The 23918-nt window shown below is 61.2% G+C and carries 21 protein-coding genes; 8 read left to right on the forward strand and 13 right to left on the reverse strand.

The window, feature by feature from the left end:
* Positions 1-10 precede the first annotated feature (10 nt).
* The 8 genes from cofH to U3654_RS14405 all read right to left on the reverse strand — a co-directional run bounded on the left by cofH (position 11) and on the right by U3654_RS14405 (position 9177).
* Positions 11-2470, reverse strand: coding sequence for a 5-amino-6-(D-ribitylamino)uracil--L-tyrosine 4-hydroxyphenyl transferase CofH (gene cofH / locus U3654_RS14370; protein ID WP_324752235.1), 2460 nt, complete (start codon positions 2468-2470; stop codon positions 11-13).
* Positions 2467-3171: a 2-phospho-L-lactate guanylyltransferase gene (cofC, locus tag U3654_RS14375; RefSeq protein ID WP_324752236.1), complete on the reverse strand. Its 705-nt coding sequence runs from the start codon at positions 3169-3171 to the stop codon at positions 2467-2469. Before cofC ends, cofH begins: the two co-directional genes overlap by 4 nt.
* The gene (cofD, locus tag U3654_RS14380; RefSeq protein ID WP_324752237.1) at positions 3168-4130 is read right to left on the reverse strand and encodes a 2-phospho-L-lactate transferase; all 963 of its coding nucleotides are present in this window, start codon (positions 4128-4130) and stop codon (positions 3168-3170) included. The genes cofC and cofD overlap by 4 nt, the downstream gene beginning before the upstream one ends.
* A complete protein-coding gene (gene cofE / locus U3654_RS14385; protein ID WP_324752238.1) occupies positions 4127-4900 on the reverse strand; it encodes a coenzyme F420-0:L-glutamate ligase in 774 nt (257 codons plus the stop codon). The genes cofD and cofE overlap by 4 nt, the downstream gene beginning before the upstream one ends.
* A 16-nt stretch (positions 4901-4916) precedes the next feature.
* Positions 4917-5582, reverse strand: a complete 666-nt coding sequence (npdG, locus tag U3654_RS14390; RefSeq protein WP_324752239.1) for an NADPH-dependent F420 reductase — start codon at positions 5580-5582, stop codon at positions 4917-4919.
* A gap of 256 nt (positions 5583-5838) precedes the next feature.
* Positions 5839-7464, reverse strand: a complete 1626-nt coding sequence (locus U3654_RS14395; RefSeq protein WP_324752240.1) for a class I adenylate-forming enzyme family protein — start codon at positions 7462-7464, stop codon at positions 5839-5841.
* Positions 7465-7573: 109 nt separating this feature from the next.
* Positions 7574-8755, reverse strand: a complete 1182-nt coding sequence (locus U3654_RS14400) for an amino acid ABC transporter substrate-binding protein (protein WP_324752241.1) — start codon at positions 8753-8755, stop codon at positions 7574-7576.
* A 125-nt stretch (positions 8756-8880) separates the two neighbouring features.
* Positions 8881-9177 carry a hypothetical protein gene (locus U3654_RS14405; protein WP_324752242.1) on the reverse strand — a complete coding sequence of 99 codons (297 nt, stop codon included), beginning with the start codon at positions 9175-9177 and terminating at the stop codon, positions 8881-8883.
* 228 nt (positions 9178-9405) lie between these two features.
* On the opposite strand from U3654_RS14405, the gene U3654_RS14410 reads away from it, so the two are divergent.
* Complete coding sequence (locus tag U3654_RS14410) at positions 9406-9726, forward strand: DUF1127 domain-containing protein (RefSeq protein WP_324752243.1); 321 nt, start codon at positions 9406-9408, stop codon at positions 9724-9726.
* A gap of 99 nt (positions 9727-9825) precedes the next feature.
* Positions 9826-10107: a hypothetical protein gene (locus U3654_RS14415; protein ID WP_324752244.1), complete on the forward strand. Its 282-nt coding sequence runs from the start codon at positions 9826-9828 to the stop codon at positions 10105-10107.
* Positions 10108-10213: 106 nt separating this feature from the next.
* On the opposite strand, the gene mgtE is transcribed toward U3654_RS14415, so the two are convergent.
* From mgtE to U3654_RS14440, 5 genes are all read right to left on the reverse strand, one after another.
* The gene (gene mgtE, locus U3654_RS14420) at positions 10214-11557 is read right to left on the reverse strand and encodes a magnesium transporter (protein ID WP_324752245.1); all 1344 of its coding nucleotides are present in this window, start codon (positions 11555-11557) and stop codon (positions 10214-10216) included.
* Positions 11558-11713: 156 nt separating this feature from the next.
* Entirely contained in the window at positions 11714-12325 is a 612-nt protein-coding gene (locus tag U3654_RS14425) for an ABC-type transport auxiliary lipoprotein family protein (RefSeq protein WP_324752246.1), read from the reverse strand.
* A gap of 4 nt (positions 12326-12329) precedes the next feature.
* Entirely contained in the window at positions 12330-14045 is a 1716-nt protein-coding gene (locus U3654_RS14430) for an MCE family protein (RefSeq protein WP_324752247.1), read from the reverse strand.
* Positions 14045-14851 carry an ABC transporter ATP-binding protein gene (locus U3654_RS14435; protein WP_324752248.1) on the reverse strand — a complete coding sequence of 269 codons (807 nt, stop codon included), beginning with the start codon at positions 14849-14851 and terminating at the stop codon, positions 14045-14047. Before U3654_RS14435 ends, U3654_RS14430 begins: the two co-directional genes overlap by 1 nt.
* Positions 14848-15903: an MlaE family lipid ABC transporter permease subunit gene (locus U3654_RS14440; protein WP_416384594.1), complete on the reverse strand. Its 1056-nt coding sequence runs from the start codon at positions 15901-15903 to the stop codon at positions 14848-14850. Before U3654_RS14440 ends, U3654_RS14435 begins: the two co-directional genes overlap by 4 nt.
* 469 nt (positions 15904-16372) lie before the next feature.
* Here U3654_RS14440 and U3654_RS14445 point away from each other — a divergent pair, with 469 nt between their 5' ends.
* From U3654_RS14445 to U3654_RS14470, 6 genes are all read left to right on the forward strand, one after another.
* Entirely contained in the window at positions 16373-16948 is a 576-nt protein-coding gene (locus U3654_RS14445; protein ID WP_324752250.1) for a helix-turn-helix domain-containing protein, read from the forward strand.
* A gap of 26 nt (positions 16949-16974) precedes the next feature.
* Positions 16975-20355 carry an AMP-binding protein gene (locus U3654_RS14450; RefSeq protein ID WP_324752251.1) on the forward strand — a complete coding sequence of 1127 codons (3381 nt, stop codon included), beginning with the start codon at positions 16975-16977 and terminating at the stop codon, positions 20353-20355.
* Between the two features lie 246 nt (positions 20356-20601).
* Complete coding sequence (locus tag U3654_RS14455; RefSeq protein ID WP_324752252.1) at positions 20602-21345, forward strand: amino acid ABC transporter ATP-binding protein; 744 nt, start codon at positions 20602-20604, stop codon at positions 21343-21345.
* Complete coding sequence (locus tag U3654_RS14460; RefSeq protein WP_324752253.1) at positions 21342-22133, forward strand: amino acid ABC transporter permease; 792 nt, start codon at positions 21342-21344, stop codon at positions 22131-22133. The genes U3654_RS14455 and U3654_RS14460 overlap by 4 nt, the downstream gene beginning before the upstream one ends.
* 24 nt (positions 22134-22157) lie before the next feature.
* A complete protein-coding gene (locus U3654_RS14465) occupies positions 22158-23000 on the forward strand; it encodes a transporter substrate-binding domain-containing protein (RefSeq protein WP_324752254.1) in 843 nt (280 codons plus the stop codon).
* A gap of 11 nt (positions 23001-23011) precedes the next feature.
* The gene (locus U3654_RS14470; RefSeq protein ID WP_324752255.1) at positions 23012-23884 is read left to right on the forward strand and encodes an amino acid ABC transporter permease; all 873 of its coding nucleotides are present in this window, start codon (positions 23012-23014) and stop codon (positions 23882-23884) included.
* The last annotated feature ends 34 nt before the right edge of the window (positions 23885-23918 follow it).

The following is a 23918-nucleotide window of genomic DNA, read 5'->3' on the forward strand; positions in this document are numbered from 1 at the left end:
GGCGCGGACGCTACTCCGCCGGGATCTTTCTTTTTTGCGCGGCACCGCCAAAGCGCGCATGTTTGCCCGCGCGCGACTGAACGACCGGCATGATTTCAGCGGCCGCATAGGACCGATCAACCAGCTCAGGCGCCGCCGGTTTATATAGGGTGGTCCGTTGGCTGGGGATGCGACCCGAGGCACGAATCAATGCGTCCATCTTGTCCGGTGACATTTCCTGACCAAACTCGCTACCCGCCGCCCGGCTGATGGATTCGTTCATCAGCGTGCCACCTAGATCGTTGGCCCCAGCATTCAGCGCCGCTGTTACACCATCTGCACCCATTTTAACCCATGAAACCTGAATATTATCGATGGCCCCATTCAGCGCCAGTCGCGCGACCGAGTGCATCAGCACGGCCTCGCGGTAACTCGGCCCCTGACGGGCCGCGCCGCGCAGGTAAACAGGCGCTTCCATATGCACGAAGGGCAGCGGCACAAATTCCGTGAACCCGCCTGTTTTTTCCTGCAAGGCGCGGATTCGGTTCAGGTGGCGCGCCCAATTGTGATAGCCGTCGATGTGGCCATACATGATCGTTGCGGTGGTGCGCAGCCCGACGCCATGCGCGGCCTCGATCACCGATAGCCATTCATCGGTCGACAACTTGTCGGGGCACAGCTTGCGGCGCACCTCCTCGTCCAAAATTTCGGCTGCCGTGCCAGGCAAGGTGCCTAGGCCCGCATCCTTGAGCATCTGTAGGTACTCGGCGACGGGCAGGCCCAGCGTTTGCGCACCTTGCGACACTTCCAGCGGCGAAAAGGCGTGAATGTGCATGTCCGGCACCGCACCCTTCACGATCCGGCAGATTTCCAGATAGGTGTCGCCGGTGTAGTCGGGATGGATGCCGCCCTGCATACAGACCTCAGTGCCGCCGCGCTGCCATGCTTCAGTCGTGCGGCGCGCAATCTCGGACGGTTCCAGATCGTAGGGTTTGCCGCGCAAATGCTCGGCCGTGTTGCCCTTGGAAAAGGCGCAGAAGGTGCATTTGTAGGTGCAAAGATTGGTGTAGTTGATGTTGCGGTTGACCACATATTGCACCTGATTGCCGTTCTTTTCCTTGCGCACGGCATCGGCGGCGGATCGCACCGCAGACGCGTGTGAGCCACGCGCGGAAAACAGGGCGACCATATCCTCTTCGGACAATGTGCGCCCCGCGACGCCGCGATCAATCGCGCGCGCCAACGGCGTCGACAGCGCTGGTCCGGCGCTAAGCGGCACCTCGACAGGCGCGGTTTGGTTCTGCCTGCCGACGCGCCAGAGATGCTCCTGCGCATAACCCTGACCGTCGGCCTTTTTCAGCGCCGCAGTCAGCACCTTGGGGGCGAGCCACTTTTCAGCATCTCGCAGCCACGCCGGATAAATTGCCAAGCGCGGCACCAGCACCTTGCCCGCCTCGGCCGTCTCGCGCCCCAGCTGATCCAGTTCGGGCCACGGCGCTTCGGGATTGACGTGATCGGGCGTGACAGGCGACACGCCGCCCCAGTCGTTCAGCCCGGCCTTCACAAGTGGCCCCAGTTCCCCCGAGCGCAGGTTTGGCGGCGCTTGGACAGATACCTCGGCGCCGAAAATTAGCCGGGCCACCGCGATGGTCCATTGATGATCCTCTAGCGTGGGCTCGGGCGCATCAGCCATTTTCGTACCCGGCTTGGCGCGGAAGTTCTGGATTATGATCTCTTGTATATGGCCATACCGCTCGTGCAGATCGCGCAGCGCCAGCAGCGCCTCAATACGCTCGGCGCGCGTTTCGCCAAGGCCGATCAGAATGCCGGTGGTGAAGGGAACAGCGGCCCGTCCGGCGGCCTCGACCATGGCCAGACGCACTGCCGGCACTTTGTCGGGCGATCCAAAATGCGGCATTCCCCGCTCGCTGAGGCGGTCCGAAACCGTTTCCAGCATGATGCCCTGCGATAGCGATACCTCGCGCAGGGCTAGGATTTCATCCTCGCTCATGATCCCGGCGTTGATATGGGGCAGCAGGCCGGTTTCCTCCAGCACCATGCGCGCCACGGCGGTCAGGTATTCTACGGTCGTCGCATAGCCCAGTTCAGCCAGTTCTTCGCGTGCCACGCGGTAGCGCAGCTCGGGCTTGTCGCCGAGCGTAAAGAGCGCCTCGTCGCATCCAGCACGCGCGCCGGCGCGGGCGATCTCTAAGACCTCGTCAGGGGTCATAAACGCCTTTTCACCGCGCTTTGGCGGGTGGGCGAACGTGCAATAGTGGCAAACGTCACGGCAGAGTTTCGTCAGCGGAATGAATACCTTGCGCGATACTGACATGGTATCGCCAAACCCTTCGTCCCGCACAAGCGATGCCGCATGGCAAAGCGAAGCAAGGTCATCCACATGCTCTAGCGACGCTGCCTCGGCACTGGACAATCTACCACCCGAGGCGATGCGGGTCGCCCATTTTTGGATTGGAAATTGATCTGTCATTGGCTTTTCTCCAATTCCTTTGCGGTCGTCAGATATGCGCAGGTTTCCAAGACTGAATTCGTTTGAGGCGCAGCCCCGTCCCCACGCAGCCGCCGCAGGGCGGCCAGGTCGTCCGGCCAGTCGATATCGCGCGCAATAGACGGCAGCCGCAGCGTACTGACCGGGCCGTTTGAGACGTCTTGCGAGTGAAGGCTGAAACTGTTTTTGCCGAATTGAAACTGCGGGACACGCTCCGTGCGGAACACAAGTGCGTTGGTCCCCTCAAGGTTCGTATCAGGGACCACCACTGTCGCGTCGCTTTGAATCGCGCACAGGATCGCCCGGTCGATATCGGCCGCATCCAGCATCGGCACATCGCCCGGCAGGATCACCACCAGATCGGCGCCCGCCTGCCTCAGCCGCTCGGTGCCCAGCGCCACGGCCGCGTTCAGCCCGCCGCGCGGCGGTTCATCCCCGATCACGCGGACACCGCGTGTTTGGGCCAAGGCCTGAATACGCGGGTCCGGACACACGATTGCCACGCCTGCCAACTCCTTGGAGGCTAGCAATTGATCCAGAACGTCCTGAAGCATGGCCCATTGCAGGTCCGCCCGCTCGCTATCACTGAGCAGTTCTGCCAGCCGCGTCTTGGCCCAGATTGGTGCCTTGACCGGAACGAGGGCCCAGACATCTAAGGGTTTGATATGTCCCAATGCGCTCATTTCGTATCCCCTTTCGCGTCGATTGCGGTGCGCAGCACGAAATCGGCCAGCGCGATGCGGTCGTCCAATGTCTTCATCAGTGTCTTGGTCACCCGCTTTTTCGTCCCGTCAAAGACGGCCTCGCGGTCGGCCTCGTCAACGACTAGGATGTCCACCAGACCGCGATAGTGATCGGCGATGCTGGCCACGTCCGAGGCCATTCCGAACTCGCCCATCATCTTGCCGAGCGGCCCCTTGATGGATTGCCCCGCGATGATCGGGCTGATGGCTATCACCGGGACATCCCGCGCCTCTATGCGCTCGCGGATGCCCGGAATGGCGAGGATCGGCTCGACCGACAGGAACGGGTTGGACGGGCAGATCACAATCGCCGCCAGATCGGGTGCTTCCAGCGCCGCGACGACCTGCGGCGTGGGGCGCGTGTTGCGGGCGTTTTCATAGCGTAGCGAACGCACAGCGGGCTGGCATTGACGGCCCACAAAATAGCGCTGGAACGGCAGAGCGCCCTCATCGGTTTCGACCACGGTTCTGATCGGATCGTCCGTCGCCGGAAGGATCGCTACCTTGATGCCCATGGCGCGGGCAATCTCGCGCGTAACGTCGGTCAGCCCGGCCCCGCCCGCCAGCCGCCCAGTGCGAAACGCGTGCGTCGCCAGATCGGTGTCGCCAAGGTTGAACCACGTTTCACCGCCGAGGCGGGTCAGCGCCTCCATGAAACGCCAAGTCTCATCCTTGCGGCCCCAGCCGGTTTCGGGGTTCACCTCGCCTGAAAGCGTGTAGATTACCGTGTCGATATCCGGCGAAATCGCGAGGCCGAAATGCTCGAAATCGTCCCCGGTATTCACGATGATCGACAACTGGTCGGGCTCCAGCAGATGCGAGAGGCCCAGCGCCAGTTTGGCCCCGCCCACACCGCCGCACAGCGCCGCGATCTTGCCGGTGAAGCGCGCGCCGTTCATCGGAACATGTCCTTGTCGCGCGGGCGCAGGACATCGTGCGCCGCCTGCTGCGTATCCTCCCAAGGCAGGCCCCGGATGACGACGACGGGCGATCCTTCGGCCCCTTCCCCCATGGCGAGAACGGCGGCGGCTGCAATGCCGTCAGCGAAACCGATTTCCGTGGATTCCAGCGTGCGACCGAACAGATCACGCTCGCCGCGCCGGTCGATCAGCGCGGCAGGTCCAGCAACGCCGATGGCCACCCCCACCGTGCCCAGCCGCCAGGGCCGCCCGAAGCTATCCGTGATCACCACACCGATGGGCGCGCCGCCTGCGGCCTCAAATCCTGCGCGCAGCGCCCGCGCCGACCTGTCAGGATCGTCGGGCAACAATAGCACCATGTCATCGCCATCTTCTGGCGCGGAGATGTTGGAATGATCTATTCCGCCATTCGCCATGATATGCCCCAGCTTGTGCTCTACGATGCAGACGTCGCGCTTTGCGCGCAGAACGTCGCTTGATTCCGTCAGGATCACTTCGAGCAATCTGGGATCCTTGCCGGTCTTTTCCGCCAGCGCCTTGGCATCATCTGAGGGCGTGATGGCCCCCAGATCAACAGTTTTGCCTTCGGACTTTGAGACGATCTTTTGCGCAACGACGACGATATCGCCGGGTTGTAACGCCTGGCCGTCCCGTTCCAGAGCGTCGAGAATGACACAAACCAGATCGTCCCGTTGAGCAATTTTAGGGATCGAGCCGGGTATGAGGAAGCTGAGGGCGCGGACACTCATGGCGGGACCTCGAATTTCAACCGGCCGGAATGCCGGTGATCATGATGCCTGCACCATCCTTGACCTTGTAACGCTTGTTGATGGCGATCAGCAGGGATGTCATCGCCTCGGCCGCGACCGAATTGTCCAACGGACCGCCATGCAGGGCGCGCACGCCAAGTTGGTTTGTGATCTCGACGATCTGCTCGCGCGCCTCGACATCATCGCCAAAGATCAGCACATCGCAGCCCGTCTCGCCTTCGCCGCTCAGCTTGTGGGACGACACGTTGTGAAATCCCGTGACCAGACGCACATCGTCACCCAGCGCCTTGGCCGCGATTGCCGCAGCAGATCCTTCCGCTGGCAATTGCACGCGCGCGACCTTGGGCGGAACCAGAGGCACGGTGGTATCCACCACGATCTTGCCCTTCACAACCGATGCGATATCGCCGAGTGTCGCGCTCTGGCTGGCAAATGGCACAGTGACGAACACGATATCCGCGTCCTTGGCCGCCGAGAAATTGTCGGTCCCACTGATCCGGTCCGACCCGGTTGCATCAGCAACCTCTTTGGCGGCGTCCGCCGCGCGGCCCGCATCGCGCGATCCGATCGAGACCTTGAACCCGGCCCGCGCAAGCCGCAGGGCCAAGCCGCCGCCAAGCGCGCCGGTGCCGCCAACAACAGCCAAAACTAGATCTTTCATATGCTTTGCTCCACCCTGAAACCCATGCCGTGCAGCGTGCTGTCCTGCGACCGGCAGAAGGGAGGTATCGGCAGTCGGCAGGATGGCTTCGCCTATTTGTATTGATAACCTTGTATATATCTAAAGCGTATAACAAGCCCAAATGTTTGTCAAAGCCAATGACGCGGATCCCCTTACGGCAACCTTATGCGTAAGTGTATTGAACAGCCAACATAATCCTGCGCTTTGCCTGTCGTGTCTGCGCAGGGGTCAAGCGTCATTCAGTGGGAAACAGCTGCTTGCACAGCAGGCTCTTGATGATCTTTTTCGTAGGAGTCATCGGCATTTCGTCTACAATGACGACATGCTCGGGGCGGCGCATCTTGGCAATCTTGCGGTCGGCAAGAAAAGCGCTCAGATCCTCGACGCTGATTGAGGTGCCGGGCCGCATGGTCAGGGCGGCGCAGATTTTCTCGCCCAGAACGTAGTCCGGCATCGGGACCAACGCGACCTGAATGATGTCAGGATGTTCGGAAATCGCCGCCTCTATGTCGGAGGGGTTGATCTTGACCCCGCCGCGATTGATGACGTCGATGGAACGGCCAGTGATCACGACATTCCCATGATCGTCCCACATCGCCGTATCACCGCAATCGAACCAGCCATCATTGGTAAAGGCCTTTTCGTTGGCCGCATCATTTCCGAGGTATCCGGCCATGATGGTAAAGCCATGCAGTTGCAGCGCACCCTCGACACCCGGCCCGAGCGGGGCGCCATCCGCATCCACGATGCGTACATCGATTCCCGTCACCGGTTTACCGACGGTGCCGTGCCGTTCCTGCGGGCTGGAATCGTAGTCGGTCTGCGTGACCAGCAGCGACTCGGTCATACCAAAGAGAATGCCGATCTTGCCATTGGGCAGATGATCCTCGAACTCGCGCGCGACCGAGGGGGCGCAGAGTGCACCGCCAAGGATCACGTGCCGGATCGACGACAGATCGCGCCCCTCCAGCTGATTGTCGCGCAATGTCGCGGCCAGATGGGCCGGGGCGCCATAGACGATGGTGGGCTTTTGCCGTTCCAGCATGTCCGCAAAGGCCTGCGGCGTGAACTGATCCATCGGCACGATGCTGCTGCCGACCGTGAGAGCATTGTTCACACATTCGAGACCGAAAATATGGGTAAAGGGCGGCGCGATCATCGAATGGTCGTCCTGGCGCCCGTCGATCGTCGTTATGTAGGCGCGGGCATCGGCCAGCAAAGTCTCGCACGCGTGAATGACGGCCTTGGGGGCGCTGGACGTGCCCGAGGTGAAGCATAAGAGCGCCCCGTCACTGGCGCTTGGCGGATCGGCGATGTCGTCCAGCGACGCCTTGGCGATCATGTCCGCCATCCGATGAAACTGATCGCCGTCCACGTCGCCCCGCGCAACGATAACATGTTTAAGGTCGGGCAGTTCATTTCGAAGCTTGTCCATAACGGCAGGCCTGTCACGCCTGTCATCCGCAGGCGCACAAATCGCGGCCTTGGCCCCCGAGAATTCCAGCAGCGAGCGTAGCTCGTTTTCCTCGTAAGGCATGTGCATGGTCGCCAGAATGCCGCCCATCCGCAGGACACCGAAATAGGCGATGACGAACTCGATGCTGCTGGGCAACTGGATGGCGACGACATCGCCTTTCTTTAGGCCCAGATCCAGCAGGGCGTTCGCGAATTTGCGCGATACTGTCGAAAGCTCGCCAAAGGTGAAATGCCGTCCGCTGACCTCGCGCACGAAAACCCGGTCGGGCGTTTTTTCCGCCCAAGCGTCCAGCAGATCGCAAAGCGTATCTTGCTGCCAGACCCCTTGCGTCAGATAGGCTTCGGCCGTTTCCGCAGGATGCCGTGAAAACTTTGCGCAGACCATTTTTTATTCCCGTCACTCGCACCCAAGGATGCGGCTCACATGAGTGGTTTTCGGTTGGGTAAGTCCCGCCGGACGCATACGCGATGCAGGTCCGGCGGGCGTAGTTCACTTAGTCGTCCATGAGGACCATGTCGGATGTGCGGATATCGGCGGGATAGACGACCTTGATTTCACCCTCCTGAACCTGAATGACCGGCAGATCGCGCGCCGCATTCATACCGTCCTCACGGAAGTTGATCGGACCGAAGAACGTCTTGATGTCCATCGTCGCCAAGGCTTCGCGCACAGCGTCCCGATCGGTGGTTCCGGCGATCTCCAGCGCCTTGGTCAGCGCAATCAGCGCAGCCGCCGAGGACGCCGAGACGTAATCCGCATCTTCGCCGGTCTTTTCCTTATAGGCGGCGTTGAACGCTTCGGGCGTGCCGAACACATCGTCGCCCTCGAAAGGCGCGGATGCGTGCCACCATGTCGCGCTGGTCACGCCATCGGCGAGGCTGCCGAGGTTGTCGATGAACTCCTGATAGGCGGGGCCGGTGATCATCGTCACGATTGGCGCCTTGACGCCCAGATCGGCCATTTGCTGTCGGAACAACACCAGATCCTGCGTGTAGCCTGTCACATAGACCCAATCGGGCTCGGACGACTTGATGCCAGTGATAGCGGACGAGTGGTCGAGTGATCCGACCGGATAGAGGCTGGTATAGACGACTTCGAGTCCGGCGGCATTCGCCTCGCGCTCCATCACTTCGGCCATGATCTTGGGAAAGACGTCATCGCGTCCGACGATCGCAATCGTTTTAACGTCAGGCTTGACCTCTTTGAAGTAGGTAAGCATCGCGCTGACCAATCCCAAGCTAGGCGACAACGTGCCGAACAGATTGGTGTAACCCTGATCATGGACCGGCTCGGACGATGCCACTGCTACGATGGGCACGCCGTAACGTTCGGCGACGCCTGCCACGATCTTGGTGTGGCCCGACCCGAACGGCGCGGTCATGAAGTCCACTTTATCGCGGGTAATCAGCGTCTCGGCCAGTTGCTGGGCCCGGTTTCCGTCGGTCTGATAGTCATAGGTGACAAGCTCGATATCATACTTCTCACCGCCGACATCAATGCCACCGGCCTCGTTGATCTTTTCCAGCCAGAGATTGTAGGCAGCCTCCTGCTTGTGACCTTCTTCGGCCAGCCCACCGGTCAAGGCCAGCGGCGCTCCGATCTTGATAACCTTGTTTTGCGCCGAGGCGCTTCCTGCCGAAAATGCGATAGCGACCCCGCCCAATATGCCGAGCAAGCCCCTACGAGATAAGCCTTGAGTGATTAATGAAAACATTTTTTCCCTCCCTTTTTTGTGCTCGCATTCTTGAGCAAAAGGGAGATTTGTCAATATCTATTTGTCATACCCTTTGATATGGGCATCTATTTGTGTAGGCCGACGAGTGCCCGTCCCCAAAGATTGAACCACCCCAGAGACAACCCGATACAGCCGAGATCTACTGTGTTCCGGTCGCTGATTTTCAGCACGACGGGAAGCGAAGATACCGGCGTCGCAAGCGCCGTCATCTTCATTAATTCAGGCACCCAGGCGGCGGCATCAATCGTCGCGCGGACATCTGCAGGCGCTTTTGCGCCGAGTGGGTGCAAGGCCGCCACCACTGTATTGAAAGGGCGCGCCAGCAGGCCCATATCATAGGTATGACCAAGTTCAGCTTCCATAGGAGGTTCCTGCTTTTTGCGGGAAACCTACTGAACCGCCAGTAACCCCGGGCGGAGCGGACATACGTCTGCTTATGCCTCGGGGGTTTCCTGATCTCTCAATGATCACAAGAAAATAGACGGAGGCATCGCTGCTGACGAAGACGTATGCCCGCATACGCAGTCGGTTTGCGGGCAGTTTCAACGCCCCCCGTCATGGCTTTGGTAAGTTTGAAATTGGAGGATGACATGCACCAAAACCCCGCATATCAAAATCACGTATTGGTCCCCACCGCCCAGGCGCTCGACGTCACGTCGAAACACGGTAGGTCGATCCGGGAATGGCTGCGCGCAGCGACGCTGAGATGGCGGCGGCGCAAGATGATCGCAACATTCGAAGCAATGGATGACCGGCTGCTGTGGGACATCGGCATTCACCGCACAGACATCGTGCGCATGGTGGACAATTTCGATGAGCGAGAGCTGCGCATGAGGCCCTTGGCACTGCCTGCGCCCACCGACCAATCCCGCGACGAACCTTACGGCGAGATGTTTCAAAAGGCTGCGTGAGGGCCACCCTTACATACCTGTCCGCGCCAATGCTTTGCTGGGTGCGGACAGACCTAAAAGCGAAATGGGGATATCCCCTGATCAGAAGGAGTCAGACAGATGATGATTTGCGACGCCGACTTCCAAGACCTGCTTCCCGATCTTTTCCCGCCAGACACTGACGGCACCACGCTCAAAGACGCCAGCAAGACTTGTCTGGCGCAAGGGGACGACGACGGGGGGCGGGCACATGACGCTATTCCAGCGAGCCAAGCAGCGATCGCCCGGACCGGTTACAGAATGCCAGATCAGATGCGCGCCGGTCCCGCATTGGCGATGATGCCTGCATACAGCATGGCATGGGCCATGATGTCAGCCTTTGATAACACGCCACGGGCCTGACAAAGTAAGAGCGTTTTGGCGCGGCTCACTGCGGGGTCTGAACCATCGAGATCCCGCAAAAGCGCTGATCGCAAGGCGCGCGACACGATTCGAAATGCAGGGTCGCTCAGAGGCTGAGGACCAGCGTTGCAATCGAAAAGTAGACCAAGACCCCGACCCCATCCGCGATCGTCGTCACCAGCGGCCCACTGGCCGTTGCAGGATCAAGCCGCAGACGGCTGAGCAGGAAAGGCAGGGACATGCCCACAAGGCTGCCCACGATCACCACCAGAAACATCGTCAGCCCAACGACCAGCGCAACATCTGGCCCCGCGCGCATCGCCCCCAAAGGCAAGACCAGGAATGCCATCGTCGCCCCCAATGCAGCGGCGACGGCACATTCGCGCAGGATCAGATCGCGCCAGTCCTTGAGCACCACATCGCCCGTCGCCAGCGCCCGCACCATTAACGTGGCGGATTGCGATCCGGCATTGCCGCTGCTGTCGATCAGTAAGGGCAGGAAAAAGACAAGCGAGACATAGGCCAGAATGGTTTCTTCGAAATAGGCTATGCCAGCACCGGAAAAGAGATTGCCAAAAACCAAGAGCGCCAGCCAGACAATGCGTTTGGAATAGAGCACCGCTATCCCGGCCTCGCGCATGTTTTGCGTAAATGGCAGCACGGTCGAGATCCTCTGGAAATCCTCGGTCGTTTCCGCCTGCATGGCATCAGCCGCGTCGTCATGGGTGACAATGCCCATCAGTCTGCCATCCGCGTCTACCACGGGCAGCGCCAGCAGATCGTAACGCTCGATCATCCGCGCGGCATCCTCTTGGTCGGTATCCAGCGTGATCGATTTAGGCGCGCGATCCATGAATTCGCCTATCCGCATATCCTCGTCAGCCAGGATCAGTTCATGCAAACGCACCGATCCGATCAGACGATCATTCTCATCCAGCACGTAGGAGCGATAAATCGTCTCGGTCTCGGGGGCCGCCTCGCGGAGTGCTGCGATGGCCTCTTGGGCCGTCATCTGCGCGCCAAGGGTGGCGAAATCCGATGTCATAATCGCCCCGGCGGTGCCTTCGCCGTAAGAGGCAAGACGGTTGATGTCGTCCCGCTCTTCCACCGCAAGCCCGCGCATCAGACTTTGTTGCTGCTTGGGCGACAGATGGTTGAACAGATCCGCGCGGTCGTCGGCATCCATTTTCGTGACGATTGCCGCCAGATCCGCCGGAGACACGATCTGCGCGAGGCCCGACTGAGCAGCCAAGGCCATGTTTTCAAAAACTTTCGCACGCCGCGCCAGTTGCAATGCGGCTAGGTGGCGCGCGGCCTCGGGTTTCGGGCATTGCTCTAACCAGCCCGCCACATCGACGACATGGGCAGAATCCATGAAGGCGGCGATGACGTCGTCTGGTTCGTTCAACGACGGCCAGTTTGTAGAGGGATCTCGATCAGCTGATTTCATTGGGATTTTCCTCAAAGCAGAATTGGCTGGCGTGGATCGCCAATCCATCTGGATCATGGCCGCGTTCAGCGGATCACCCTTTTGGGCCGAGCGATGCGTGGCACTCGCGCACTTGCCCCCCACCTTCACCGCTTGTTTTGATTGCGGCGTCTGTTCTCAGGACGCCGCGACCCAATTGGCCATTTCGGGCAACAGGGTGTCGAGCAGGGCCTGGAAGGCTGCGACGATTGCGCCTGGCTCGTCGCTGGCTGCGGCAACCTGATTGCGGAACACCCGCGTTTTGAGCACGCGCTGATCGGCGTCGCGCAGCAGTGTCAGGCTGATGTCGATCCTGGCCGATACCGCCTCGCCTGCCACGTCAATCTGAAAGGCGTCGACGCGCGTCAACAGAGCCAGATCGGGCACCGGACCGCCTTCGCTGGGGCCGACATAGCCCATCCGCCCTGTTCCTGCGATCGAGCGGATCAGCAGCGATTGCACCACGGCGGGCAGCTCGTCCGCCCAGCGGGCGTCGGGCAGATAGGTGATTGCCGCCGCGCCCGGCTTGACCATGATGCGGTCGGTGGCGATGCTGGCGGGCGCATCGGGGCGCGCCACCAGCAGCGTGCGCCCCGAGCGGCGCCCCGAGGTCGATCCAGCCGCCGGCGTCAGATCGTAGGTGTCCAGCGGCGTGGCTGCCGCGTTGATCGACGAGAGCGCGCTACACCCTCCAAGGCTGGCAGCCGCGCCCAGCATAGCAAAGCGGCGGGTGAGGTTCAGGTTTTGCATGGTGTCATCTCCGATATTCAGGCACACGGTCGTCCAAAAGGAAGCGCTTAGGGTCTTGGCCGATGCGGCGCACCAGCCGCTCCAGCGATTGCACGAGGGTGCGCGCCTCGGCGCTGAGGCGGCCCAGTTCGTTCAGGCCATTTCCGGTAAAATTGCGGATGCCGGGTGCGGCGTCGCTGACGGTGGTCTGCACCTGCGCGACGACCTTGTCGGCGCGGGCGATCAGCGCGCGCAGATCTGTCGTGACCTGAGGCAGATCGTCCGACACCTGCTGCGCCGCGCCGCCGATCCGGTCGGTCGCCGCGCGGATGTCGGCCAGCAGCGGCCCCAGATCGGTCGATATCGCAGCCTCGGCGCCGTCAAACGCCCGCTCGGCCGAGCCAAGCGCGCTGTTCGCCGCAACCAGTGATCCATCAATGCCGTCCAGCGTGGTCGAGGCGCGCTGAAACAGCTCGGTCGCGGCGGTCATTGCCGTTCTGGTATCCTCGGCCAAGGGCGTCAGCTGATCACTGAATCCCGTCATATCATCGGCCGCCCGGCCCACCGCAGCCGAGGCGGTCGAAACGGCCCCGCGGATGTCGCTGACCACAGCGGGCACGTCATCGTCGATGACCATCTCGATCTTGGCGATGGTGGTTTTGGCGCCTGCCAGCACCTCGCGCGCATCGACCACCATCTGCGTGCCGTCCCCCGCGACCAGCGTGCTTACGTTGGTCGAAGCCTCGGTCAGGGCGTCGAACGTGCTGCCCGCGCTTGCCAATGTCTGTTCCAGTTCGGTCAGACGCGCGTTCAGCAGGCGCGCGGTTTCGTCAAACCCGTCCAGCGTGCCGGTCGCGCCCTGCGAGATGTCCCTAACCGCCGCATTCAGAGCATCGGCCGTGTCCGAGATTTGCGCGACGATGCCCGGCACCTGCTCGCGCATCAGGGTTTCCGCCTCGGCAAAGGCCGCGCCAGCGCTGTCGATGGCGGTGCTGGAATTGCTGATCGCCTCCTTTGCCGTGTCAAATGCGTCCGTGGCCGAGCTCAACGTGTCGTCGGCATTGCCCAGCGTCGTTTCCGCCGCCGCGCCCAGGGTTTCCAGCCGCTCGCTAAAGCCCGAGATCTGCGTCGTCGCCTCGGACACGGTTTTCGTGATGCTGGAAAAATCCGTCAGCGCCTGATCGAGTCCGCCTGACGCATCGCTGAGATTGCTCAGGATATTCTCGACATAGGCCTGGTTTTCCGGCCCTGCGATCTTTTGAAACCGTTGCAGCAGCTTGGTCGCCTCGGCGATCAGATCAGGCGCGTCCTCGACCAATTGCTGCACGGTCGAGCGGCGCGAGGGGATGATGGGCGGCGTGTCATCCGGCGATGTCAGCGGCAGCGCATCGCCGCCCCGGCTGCTGAGTGAGATGTAAGCCACGCCCGTCACGCCGGATGAGCTGAGCTGCGCCACTGTGTTCTCATTCACAGGCGTCGTCGCGTCCACCTCGATGCCGACATAGACCTTGGAGGGGTCCGGCTCGTGGATATGCAATTCGATCACACGGCCTACGTCGATGCCATTAAAAACCACATCCCCCGAGGACGCGAGGCCCGACACATCCTCGAACAGGATGCCGTAATAGGCGTATTGACGGTCCAGCTGAACGCTGGACAGCCACACCGCAAAGCCAAGGCTGCCAATGATCCCCAGCAGGGTAAAGGCCCCGATCAGGATAAAGTTCGCGCGGGTTTCCATCACAGCACCTCTTCAGTCCCGGCCGTTCCCAGCGCAGCGCGCGCACGGGGGCCGTGGAAATATTCATGGACCCAAGGGTGATCCACCTTCAGCATTTCGGCCATCGTCCCGACAGCCAGCACCTTTTTCTCAGCCAGAACCGCAATCCGATCGCAAATCGCGTGCAGCGAATCCAGATCATGCGTGACCAGAAACACCGTCAGCCCCAATGCGGCTTGCAACTGGCGGATCAGCGTGTCAAAGGCCGCTGCCCCGATCGGGTCCAGCCCCGCCGTCGGTTCGTCCAGAAATACGATCTCGGGGTCCAGCGCGATGGCGCGCGCGAACCCGGCCCGCTTGCGCATACCGCCCGACAGCTCGGACGGGAATTTGGTCTGCGCGACCTCCTCAAGGCCAACCATGCGCACCTTGATCCCGGCCAGCGTCTCGCGCAGGTCATCAGGAAGGTCCAGCTGCTCGCGCATCGGCGCCTCGACGTTCTGGCGCACGGTCAGCGACGAAAACAGCGCGCCGTCCTGAAACATTACACCCCAACGGCGGCGCAACTGGCGGTACTCTTCGGGCGGGGTGCCCTGAACGCTTTCGCCAAACACCTCGATGGTGCCGGCATCGGGCGTCAGCAGACCGACGATCTGTTGCAGCAGCACCGATTTGCCGGTGCCCGATCCGCCCACGATGCCGATGATCTCGCCCCGGCGCACGTCCAGATCAAGGCCCTCATGCACCACATGCGTGCCAAAAGACTTGCCCAGCCCGCGCACCTTTATGATCGGCGCATCCGCGCTCTGATCCCTGTCGCCCATCATATTCCCACCAATGCAAACACGACCGAAAACAGCGCATCCGCCACAATCACCATAAAGATCGACAGCACCACCGAGGTCGACGTCAGCCGCCCCAGAGATTCCGCATTACCACCCACCTTTAACCCCTCATAGCAGCCGATAATCCCGATGATCAGTGCGAAAAAGGGCGCCTTGATCATGCCGACCAGAAAATGCCAGACGTCCGTGTTGCTGATCAGCCGCGACTGGAACACGGCTGGCGAAACCCCAAGCTCGATCCACGACATCATAGCGCCACCCACCAGCCCCGCTATGTCCGAGATCAAACCAAGCACCGGCAACATCAGCATCAATGCCAGAACACGCGGGACAACCAAAATGTCGATCGGATCAAGACCAAGAGTGCGCATGGCGTCCACCTCTTCGCGCATCTTCATTGATCCGATGGCGGCGGTGTAGGCCGATCCCGAACGGCCCGCGACGACAATCGAGGTTAGCAGGATGCCCAACTCTCGCAGGACCGCGATGGCGATAAGGTCCACGACAAAGACTTCGGCCCCGAACTGGCGCAGCTGAACCGAGCCCTGAAAGGCCAGCACCACGCCGATCAGGAATGACATCAGCGCAACGATGGGGATTGCGTTCCAGCCCACCTCCTGCATGTGATGCACAAGGGACGTCAGGCGCAGGCGGCGCGGATGGATCAGCGTATTGCTGAGCGACGCGATGACCTGTCCTAGAAAGCTGATTAGTTCCACCGCAATCCGGGAACTGGCCATCGTCTGGCGGCCCAGCGCCTCCAGCCGGTCCGCAATTGTGCGGCGCTTGACACGCGCGCCGTCCTCGGGCGGCATATTGCGGCGTACGGCCTCCAACAGTTGATGCTGCGCGTCAGTCGCGCCACTGATAGCGACGTCTGTGCCGCCATTTGCCAGACGTCGCTGCATGTCGACGACATACCATGCGCCCGCCGTGTCCATATGGCTGACTTGCGCAATGTCGATGGCGCCCGCGCCCTCGGCGCTGCGCGTCAGCGTTGCGACGTTTTCGATCAACAGGCTGCCGGACAGCATCAGGCACCCGTCCGATACCGCAGCCTCAGGCGCTTGTCGGCCCTCATGCCTGTCGCGTCTATCGCCGGTCATCTGATTTTCCCGCTCACTCATGACCCGGCGTCGCCTCTTTCGATTTGCATGCAGTCCGTAAACCTTCACGAATACGGCCAACACCCGCCAATGTGACGCATCGCCTCGGATCACGGTACCGTGATCGCGTAGGTTGCGAAACCACCTTCACCAGATATTTTCCTTCTTCTTCGCAGAAGGTTCGGGAATCTGGCCGGGCAACTGCACCGGCGATCATGCCCAGCCATGTGCGATGGATATTGTCGGAAGCGTTGATGGGCAAGGGCCCCTTTTAGGCGCGACATTCGAAATATAGCGCCGTTCGAATCCACGAAAACCATACTAAGATTTTTCTTGACTTACCAATTTGAAGCCTGAATATGTGAGTGATCGTTCACACGCAAACTGAAGGATAGATATGACAAAGGCATCCCAGACCCGCCGCGCTTTGATTGAAAAAACGGCTTTGCGCCTGTTTGCAGATCGCGGATACGCAGAGGTATCCGTGCGCGACATCTCGCAAGCCTGCGGCATTGGCGAGAGTGCTCTTTACCGGCATATGACCTCAAAGGAAGAGCTGGCAATTCGCGTTTTCCGCGAGGCTTACCTCAGGTTTGGCTCCCGGATGCTAGAGGCTGCGCAGGGCACAGGCCCTCTCAAGGCGAAGCTGTCGGCATATCTGCGCGTCATGCTCGAAGGGTTCGACGAGGATGCCGTTCTGATGCGGTTCCTGCTGATCAGTCAGCACGAAACGCTGGCCAAGGCTATCTCGTCCGAGGACATCACCCCGGTCTTGATCATCCATGACGCGCTATCCATCGCGGCATCCGCCGGAGAGGTCGACCTGCCCGATGTCGATATGGCAACCGCCCTTGTCATGGGTGCTGCGCTTCAACCGATGACATTCATGCTTTACGGGCGCCTGCCCTCGCCCGCCATCTCTCATCATCCAGCGATCCTCGAAGGCCTGACCCGCCTTCTGGGCCTCAACTGAATCAAATTTCAGAAAAGGTTATTCCAATGTTTCTCAAGAACAAAAATACGCTGAGCTATGTCTCTATCGTCCTTACGGCTGTTTTGGGGGCGCTTAACGACAACCTGCTCAAGGCCGCCGTGATCGTGTTCGCGGCCCTCAGCGTTCCTGCCGATCAGGCGGCAACGGTCGGCCTGCTGGCTGGCGCGCTGCTGATGCTGCCTTTCGTGCTGTTCTCGGGCTGGGCCGGCATCATGGCCGACAAGTTCGAAAAAGCGGCGATGATCCGCGCCGTAAAGTGGAGCGAACTGGCCCTCGCCTGCCTTGCGACCGGCGCGATGATTTCGGGCAGTATCCCCGTGATGCTGGGCATCGTGTTTCTTATGGGATCGCAATCGGCGTTCTTTGGCCCCCTCAAGCTCGGCTGGCTGCCCGAACGTTTGCGCACCGATCAACTGGTCGCGGCCAATAGCTGGTTGGATACAGGTACGTTCCTCGCAATTCTGGCCGGAACAGTCGTGGGCGGCCTTTTGTCCGGGCCCCAGACGCTGGTTTGGGCCGGCGGCGTGGCTGTTGGGATCGCGCTCATTGGCGTGGCTGCCTCTTATACGCTGCCCAAGGGCGGGCGTGCGGCGCCGGATCTGGCTATCCCGTTCAACCCATTGGCCGGGAACTGGCGGGTTCTCAACGCGCTCTTTTCGGACGGCACTGCGGCAAAGGCCGCACTGCTGGACACGTGGTTCTGGGCCGTCGGCTCGGTCTATCTATCGACGCTGCCGGCCTATCTGCGGATGCGTCTTGGTGGGGACGAAACCATGCTGACGGCGGTCATGGCGCTCTTTGCCGCAGGTATCGGCGCCGGTGCGGTCATGGCCAGCGTCAAGCTGCGCGGCAGGATCAGTGCGCAACTGGCCCTGCCGTCGGGCATCCTGATCGCCGCAGCCGCCTTTGGCCTTTATGCCGGTTTCGACGCGCTGGAGCCCGGCAGCGGGTTGGCCGGTTTGTTCGGAACCGCTCAGGGGATATTCGTCGTCGCCAGCCTGTTCCTGATCGCTTTCGGTGGCGGCATGTTCGCCATCCCGCTCAAGGCCGTGATCCAGTCTCGCGCAGGCAACGACGAGCGTGCGCAAGTGATGGCCGGGTTCAATATGCTCAGCTCGATCGGGATCGTCGCGACGTCCGTTCTGATTTCCCTCGGGGTCAAGTCCGGCTTTCAGTTGCAGCACATCTTTCTGGCGATCGCCATCACGGGCGTCGGTGCAGTCATCGCCAGCGCGGTCTTCTTTCCGCGCGACGCCTTGCGCGGCCTTGGTCGCACTGTGATGTTGCCGTGGTTTCGGATCAAAATCGAAGGGCGCCAGCATCTGGCCACCGAAGGCCCCGTCGTGTTCGTGTCAAACCACGTCAGCTTTGCCGACGGCCCGCTGCTGTTTTCGCTGATCGACCGGGAGGCAGCCATTGCTGTGAATTCGGACTGGGCCAAAGGCTCCGTTCTGTCCCGCCTCGCCAGCATTCTGAAAATCGCGCCCCTCGATCCGCAAAACCCAATGGCGGCCAAGGGTCTGGCCCAGCAGATTCAGAATGGCGGCGCGGCGCTGGTGTTCCCCGAGGGTCGCATCAGCACGCATGGCGCATTGATGAAGGTCTATCCCGGAACTGCGTGGTTGATCGACGCGGCGCAGGCCCCGGTCGTGCCCATTCATATCGAAGGGCTGGAAAGTTCGCGGGTGACCCGCCCCATTGCCGGGATGGCCCGCCGCCTGTTTCCCAAGGTGCGTGTCCGCGTCGGCGCGCCCCGCAAGCTGGATGTTCCCGATGGTATCAAGGGCCGTGCGCGCCGCCAGATGGCGACGCGGGCCTTGCAGAACCTGCTTGAAGACAGCCGTTTCGACGCGCTAAACGCGCCCCGGTCTATCCCGCACGCGTTTCATTTGGCGCGCAAACGGCTTGACGGTCGGGGCATTGCCATCAGCGATCCTATGGGCACAACCCTCACGCGGCGCAAGATCGCGATCGGCGCTGCGGCCTTCTCGTCCTTGCTCCAAAATCGGACAGAACCGGGCGAACATGTCGGCATCCTCCTGCCCGGCGTCGCGGCGGCTCCGGTGATCCTCATGGGGCTTTGGCGCGCGGGCCGGGTTGGCGCGATTCTCAATCCCACGCTTGGGGCAGGCCCGATGCTGTCGGCCATCGACACAGCCGGTATCCGCAAGATCATCACCAGCAAGGAATTCGTGAAGAAGGCGGAAATCGAGGACGTGGTGAGCGAACTTGAAAGTCAGGGCCTTAATATCCTCTGGACCGATACGCTCAAGGCCGAGATCACACCGGGCCGCACACTAGCCGCCATGTGGGCCGCGCGGCGTCCCACCGATGCCAGCCTGTCGCCCGATGATCCAGCGGTGATCCTGTTCACGTCCGGCACCGAAGGCGCGCCCAAGGGCGTGGTCCTCACGCACGGCAACCTTGTGGCCAACATAGCCCAGCTGCGCGCGCGAACCGATGTCGGCTCGGCCGATCGGGTGCTGTCCGCCCTGCCCCTGTTTCACAGTTTCGGCCTGACGGCGGGCGTTCTGCTACCGCTGATGGCAGGCGCGCCAGTGATGATTTACCCCTCGCCCCTGCACTACAAGATCGTGCCTGAAGTGGCCTATGGCCATAGCGCGACACTGATCTTTGGCACCGACACGTTCCTGAACGGCTGGGGTCGCCGTGCGAGCGCCTACGATTTCAGTTCGGTGCGCGCCGCGATTGCCGGGGCGGAGCCCGTCAAAGCGTCCACGCGTGCGCTGTGGAGCGAGAAATTCGGCGTGCGCATCCTGGAGGGCTTTGGCGCGACCGAGGCTGGGCCGGTCATCGCCCTGAACACACCGATGGAAAACCGCAACGGCACTGTCGGGCGCGCGTTGTCAAACATCGACATGCGCCTTGAGGAAGCGCCCGGTATCGAGGGGCATCGCCTCTGGATCCGTGGACCGAATATCATGGCGGGCTACCTGCTATCTGGCAAGAACGGCGTGCTTCATGCGCCAGAGGATGGCTGGTACGACACCGGCGATATCATAGCGCACGACGAGGACGGATTTATCCGCATCGTTGGCCGTGCCAAGCGGTTCGCCAAGGTCGGCGGAGAGATGGTATCGCTGGCCGCCGCCGAGGCATTGGCCACCGAGATATGGCCCGATGCCCATGTCGCAGCGATATCGGTTCCCGACGCGCGAAAGGGTGAGAAGGTCATCCTTGCAACGACGCAGCAGGGTGCTGATCGCAAGGCTCTCTCGTCGGCTGCACAGGCGCGCGGCATTGCCGAGATTACCGTTCCATCAGACGTTCTGGTGTTGGAGCGCATCCCCCTGTTGGCATCCGGCAAGACAGATTATCCGGCGCTTTGCCAGATGCTGTCCGAGGCTGTTGAGAAGGCGGCGTAGCATACGATTTGTGCTTAGCGATCGCCCACAAAGCACGCCACGAGAAAAACACGGGGTCTGCCATCAACGGCAGGCCCCATACCGTCGGTCAAGATCATGGTGCAAACCCCCATTCGCTGACCCAGTGTTGGGCAATGAGCGCCTTACAAAGGCGCTGCGGGCTGGTGATCGCGTGTTTGCGCTTTGACGGTTGCCTTGGGCCAGAAAGACCTATCTGTTTCAGACCGAGGCAGGGACGTGAATTCCATGACGCAACAGCCCGTCATCGTGGCGCAACATATCGACAAACACTTCAATGGCTTTCAGGCGCTTAGCGATGTCAGCCTGACCGTCCATCTAGGCGAGCGTGTCGTCGTTTGCGGTCCCTCGGGATCGGGCAAATCGACGCTGATCCGCTGCTTCAACGGGCTAGAGGCGCATGATAGCGGCAGCCTGATCGTCGAAGGGCGAGAACTGACTGCAGATGCGCCCCATATCCGCCAGTTGCGGCAGGATGTCGGCATGGTGTTTCAGCAGTTCAATCTGTTCCCGCATCTGACGGTTCTGGAAAACCTGACCATCGGTCCGCGCAAGGTGCGCGGGATGCCCCGCCGCGAGGCCGAGGCGCTGGCGCGCAAGTATCTGGAGCGTGTTCGCATCCCCGAGCAAGCCGAAAAACGGCCCGATCAGCTGTCGGGCGGGCAGCAGCAGCGCGTCGCCATCGCCCGCGCGCTGTGCATGGAGCCGCGCGTGATGCTGTTCGATGAGCCGACATCGGCGCTGGACCCCGAAATGATCGGCGAGGTGCTGGATGTCATGGTCGATCTGGCGCAGAGCGGCATGACCATGGTCGTCGTCACCCATGAGATGGGGTTTGCGCGCAAGGTGGCGGACCGCATGGTCTTTATGGAGGCCGGTCGCATTGTCGAAATTTCTCCACCGGACAAGTTTTTCAGCAATCCCGAAACGGACCGCGCGAAACTGTTTCTCAACCAGATCCTCGGCCATTGAGACGGCTGCGCCGCATCCTGAACGCGCCGCTCATCGCCGTCGCTCTCTATGGCGCGATCATGGCTGTATTCGTCTGGGCGTCCTATGCGGGCGCACAGCAGATGGGCTATAACTGGCAATGGTACCGGGTGCCAAAATACCTCTATACGCTGACCGAGGACGGTTTTCAGCCGGGCGAACTGCTGATCGGGCTGTGGGCATCTGTGCGCTTATCCGCGGCGGCGTTCGGGCTGGCCACATTGCTGGGCGGCGTGGTCGCCATGCTGCGCCTGTCGGGGCTGATCGTCGGCAAGGGCGTCGCCGTCGTTTATCTGGAACTGGTCCGCAACATCCCGCTCTTGGTGCTGCTCTACCTCTTTTACTACGTCCTCGGTCCGATCTTTGGCCTAACCCGATGGAGCGCGGCAATCCTGACGCTGGCCATCTTTCATTCGGCCCTCATTTCTGAGATTTTCCGCGCCGGCATCAACTCGGTCGCGCGCGGCCAATGGGAGGCGGCGGATGCCATCGGCATGTCGCGCGCGCAGGTATTTCGCTATATCGTCATCCCGCAATCGGTCCGCTTCATGCTACCGCCGCTGACGGGCGAGGCGGTGCACCTGATAAAATCCTCGGCGATCGTCAGCGTGATCGCGGTCGCCGAGCTGACTACCGTTGGCCGCAACATCATTTCCGACACCTACATGAGTTTCGAGATCTGGTTTACCGTGGCCGCCGTATACCTCGCACTCACTCTCGTCCTATCCTTCGGCGTCTCAATGCTGGAGCGGCGATTTAACCCTAACTGATACACATTTCAGGAGACTTCCAATATGTCGACCACCCGTAGAAAGGCCATGCTGCTGGGCCTCGCGTTTGCCGCGACGACCAGCATTATCGCAATTAAGCCCGCATTTGCGCAATCGGCAACGCAATCGTTGTCCGGCGAATCCGTGATCGAGTCGATCAAGCAGGACGGCGTTCTGCGTATCGGTCTGTCGGTGTTCACCCCTTGGTCAATGCGCGACAAAAACGGCGAGTTGATCGGGTTCGAATTGGACGTGGGCCGCGCGCTGGCCGAGGATATGGGCGTCGATGTCGAATTCATCCCGACCGCATGGGACGGCATCATCCCGCAGCTGGTATCGGGCAATTTCGACGTCATCATCTCGGGCATGTCGATCACGCCCGAGCGGAACTTGACCGTCAACTTCTCTGACCCCTACGCGTTTTCCGGCCAGACCATTCTGGCGAACAAGGCGATGACCGACGGCTTTGCGCTGGAAGATTATAACAGCGGCGATGTCATCTTTTCGGCACGGCGCGGCGCAACGCCCGCCACCGTGATCGCGCAGCTTTTCCCCGAAGCTCAGCTGCTGCTCTTTGACGAAGAGGCCGCCGCCGTCCAAGAGGTGCTAAACGGCAACGCGCACGCCACCATGTTCGCCGAACCAGCCCCCTCAATCGAGGCGCGCCGCTATCCCGACAAGCTGCACGTGCCGTTCGATCAGACATTCCTCGCCACCGGAGAAGGCTTTGCGCTTCGCAAGGGCGATCCCGACGCGCTCAACTTCTTCAACAACTGGATCGCCACGCGGATGGCATCTGGTTGGCTGAAAGAGCGGAATGATTACTGGTTCAAGGGCCAGGATTGGCAAGCCGAAGTTGCCGAATAAGGCCTCCGCCCATGTCCTCGATCCTGCGAAACCTGCGCTGGCCCGACCTGCTGATCCTCGCCGTTCTGGCGGCGGGGATCGGCTATGTCGTAGCCACGATCGAGGGCACGCTTAGCTATGAATGGCGCTGGCATCTGATCCCCGACTACATCCTGCGCTGGCGCGAGGATCGCGGCGAATGGTTCGCCAACCTGCTGCTTCAGGGGCTCTTCACGACCATCCGCATCAGTATCTACGCCAGCGTTCTGGCGCTGGGGCTGGGGGTGTTGCTGGGCATTGCACGCTGCGCACAGAACCTCACGGTGCGCCTGTTGGCGCGCACCTATATGGAGCTGCTGCGCAATATCCCGCCCGTCGTCATCATCTTTATCTTTTTCTTTTTCCTATCCCAGCAATTGATCGACGCGCTCGACCTGAACGCATGGGCGCGTGGCATCGCGCGCGGCGACAATGCCGTCATCTGGGAATTCTTCTTTGGCGACATGCGCCGCTTTCCCTCGCTGATATCCGGCGTTATCGTCCTCGCCCTGTTCGAGAGCGCATTTGTCGGCGAGATCGTGCGCGCCGGTATCCAGTCGGTGCCACCCGGCCAGCGCGAAGCCGCGCGCGCCATCGGCATGGGATCTGTTCAGGAAATGCGTTTCATCGTTCTACCGCAGGCGATGCGCAGGGTGACACCGCCCATGGCGAACCAGTTCATCAGCCTGATCAAGGACAGCTCGATCATCTCGCTGATTTCGGTGCAGGACCTGACCTACAAAACGGTCGAGTTGGTCGCCTCGACCCGGCTGATATTCGAGGCATGGATCACGACGGCGGCGCTCTATTTCCTGCTATGTTTTGGGTTGTCCATGCTGTTCAGACGGCTTGAGCGCAGGCTGTAATCGTTCCGACCGTGCCGGCGGACGTCGACGCGCC

This window comes from Roseovarius sp. Pro17 (assembly GCF_035599575.1).
GTDB lineage: Bacteria > Pseudomonadota > Alphaproteobacteria > Rhodobacterales > Rhodobacteraceae > Roseovarius.

Excerpts from the sequence above, each read along its gene's own strand:
- cofH (WP_324752235.1), bottom strand. The coding sequence starts at position 2,470 with ATGACAGATCAATTTCCAATCCAAAAATGGGCGACCCGCATCGCCTCG.
- cofC (WP_324752236.1), bottom strand. The coding sequence starts at position 3,171 with ATGAGCGCATTGGGACATATCAAACCCTTAGATGTCTGGGCCCTCGTT.
- cofD (WP_324752237.1), bottom strand. The coding sequence starts at position 4,130 with ATGAACGGCGCGCGCTTCACCGGCAAGATCGCGGCGCTGTGCGGCGGT.
- cofE (WP_324752238.1), bottom strand. The coding sequence starts at position 4,900 with ATGAGTGTCCGCGCCCTCAGCTTCCTCATACCCGGCTCGATCCCTAAA.
- npdG (WP_324752239.1), bottom strand. The coding sequence starts at position 5,582 with ATGAAAGATCTAGTTTTGGCTGTTGTTGGCGGCACCGGCGCGCTTGGC.
- U3654_RS14395 (WP_324752240.1), bottom strand. The coding sequence starts at position 7,464 with ATGGTCTGCGCAAAGTTTTCACGGCATCCTGCGGAAACGGCCGAAGCC.
- U3654_RS14405 (WP_324752242.1), bottom strand. The coding sequence starts at position 9,177 with ATGGAAGCTGAACTTGGTCATACCTATGATATGGGCCTGCTGGCGCGC.
- U3654_RS14410 (WP_324752243.1), top strand. The coding sequence starts at position 9,406 with ATGCACCAAAACCCCGCATATCAAAATCACGTATTGGTCCCCACCGCC.
- U3654_RS14415 (WP_324752244.1), top strand. The coding sequence starts at position 9,826 with ATGATGATTTGCGACGCCGACTTCCAAGACCTGCTTCCCGATCTTTTC.
- mgtE (WP_324752245.1), bottom strand. The coding sequence starts at position 11,557 with ATGAAATCAGCTGATCGAGATCCCTCTACAAACTGGCCGTCGTTGAAC.
- U3654_RS14425 (WP_324752246.1), bottom strand. The coding sequence starts at position 12,325 with ATGCAAAACCTGAACCTCACCCGCCGCTTTGCTATGCTGGGCGCGGCT.
- U3654_RS14430 (WP_324752247.1), bottom strand. The coding sequence starts at position 14,045 with ATGGAAACCCGCGCGAACTTTATCCTGATCGGGGCCTTTACCCTGCTG.
- U3654_RS14435 (WP_324752248.1), bottom strand. The coding sequence starts at position 14,851 with ATGATGGGCGACAGGGATCAGAGCGCGGATGCGCCGATCATAAAGGTG.
- U3654_RS14440 (WP_416384594.1), bottom strand. The coding sequence starts at position 15,903 with ATGCTGTCCGGCAGCCTGTTGATCGAAAACGTCGCAACGCTGACGCGC.
- U3654_RS14445 (WP_324752250.1), top strand. The coding sequence starts at position 16,373 with ATGACAAAGGCATCCCAGACCCGCCGCGCTTTGATTGAAAAAACGGCT.
- U3654_RS14450 (WP_324752251.1), top strand. The coding sequence starts at position 16,975 with ATGTTTCTCAAGAACAAAAATACGCTGAGCTATGTCTCTATCGTCCTT.
- U3654_RS14455 (WP_324752252.1), top strand. The coding sequence starts at position 20,602 with ATGACGCAACAGCCCGTCATCGTGGCGCAACATATCGACAAACACTTC.
- U3654_RS14465 (WP_324752254.1), top strand. The coding sequence starts at position 22,158 with ATGTCGACCACCCGTAGAAAGGCCATGCTGCTGGGCCTCGCGTTTGCC.
- U3654_RS14470 (WP_324752255.1), top strand. The coding sequence starts at position 23,012 with ATGTCCTCGATCCTGCGAAACCTGCGCTGGCCCGACCTGCTGATCCTC.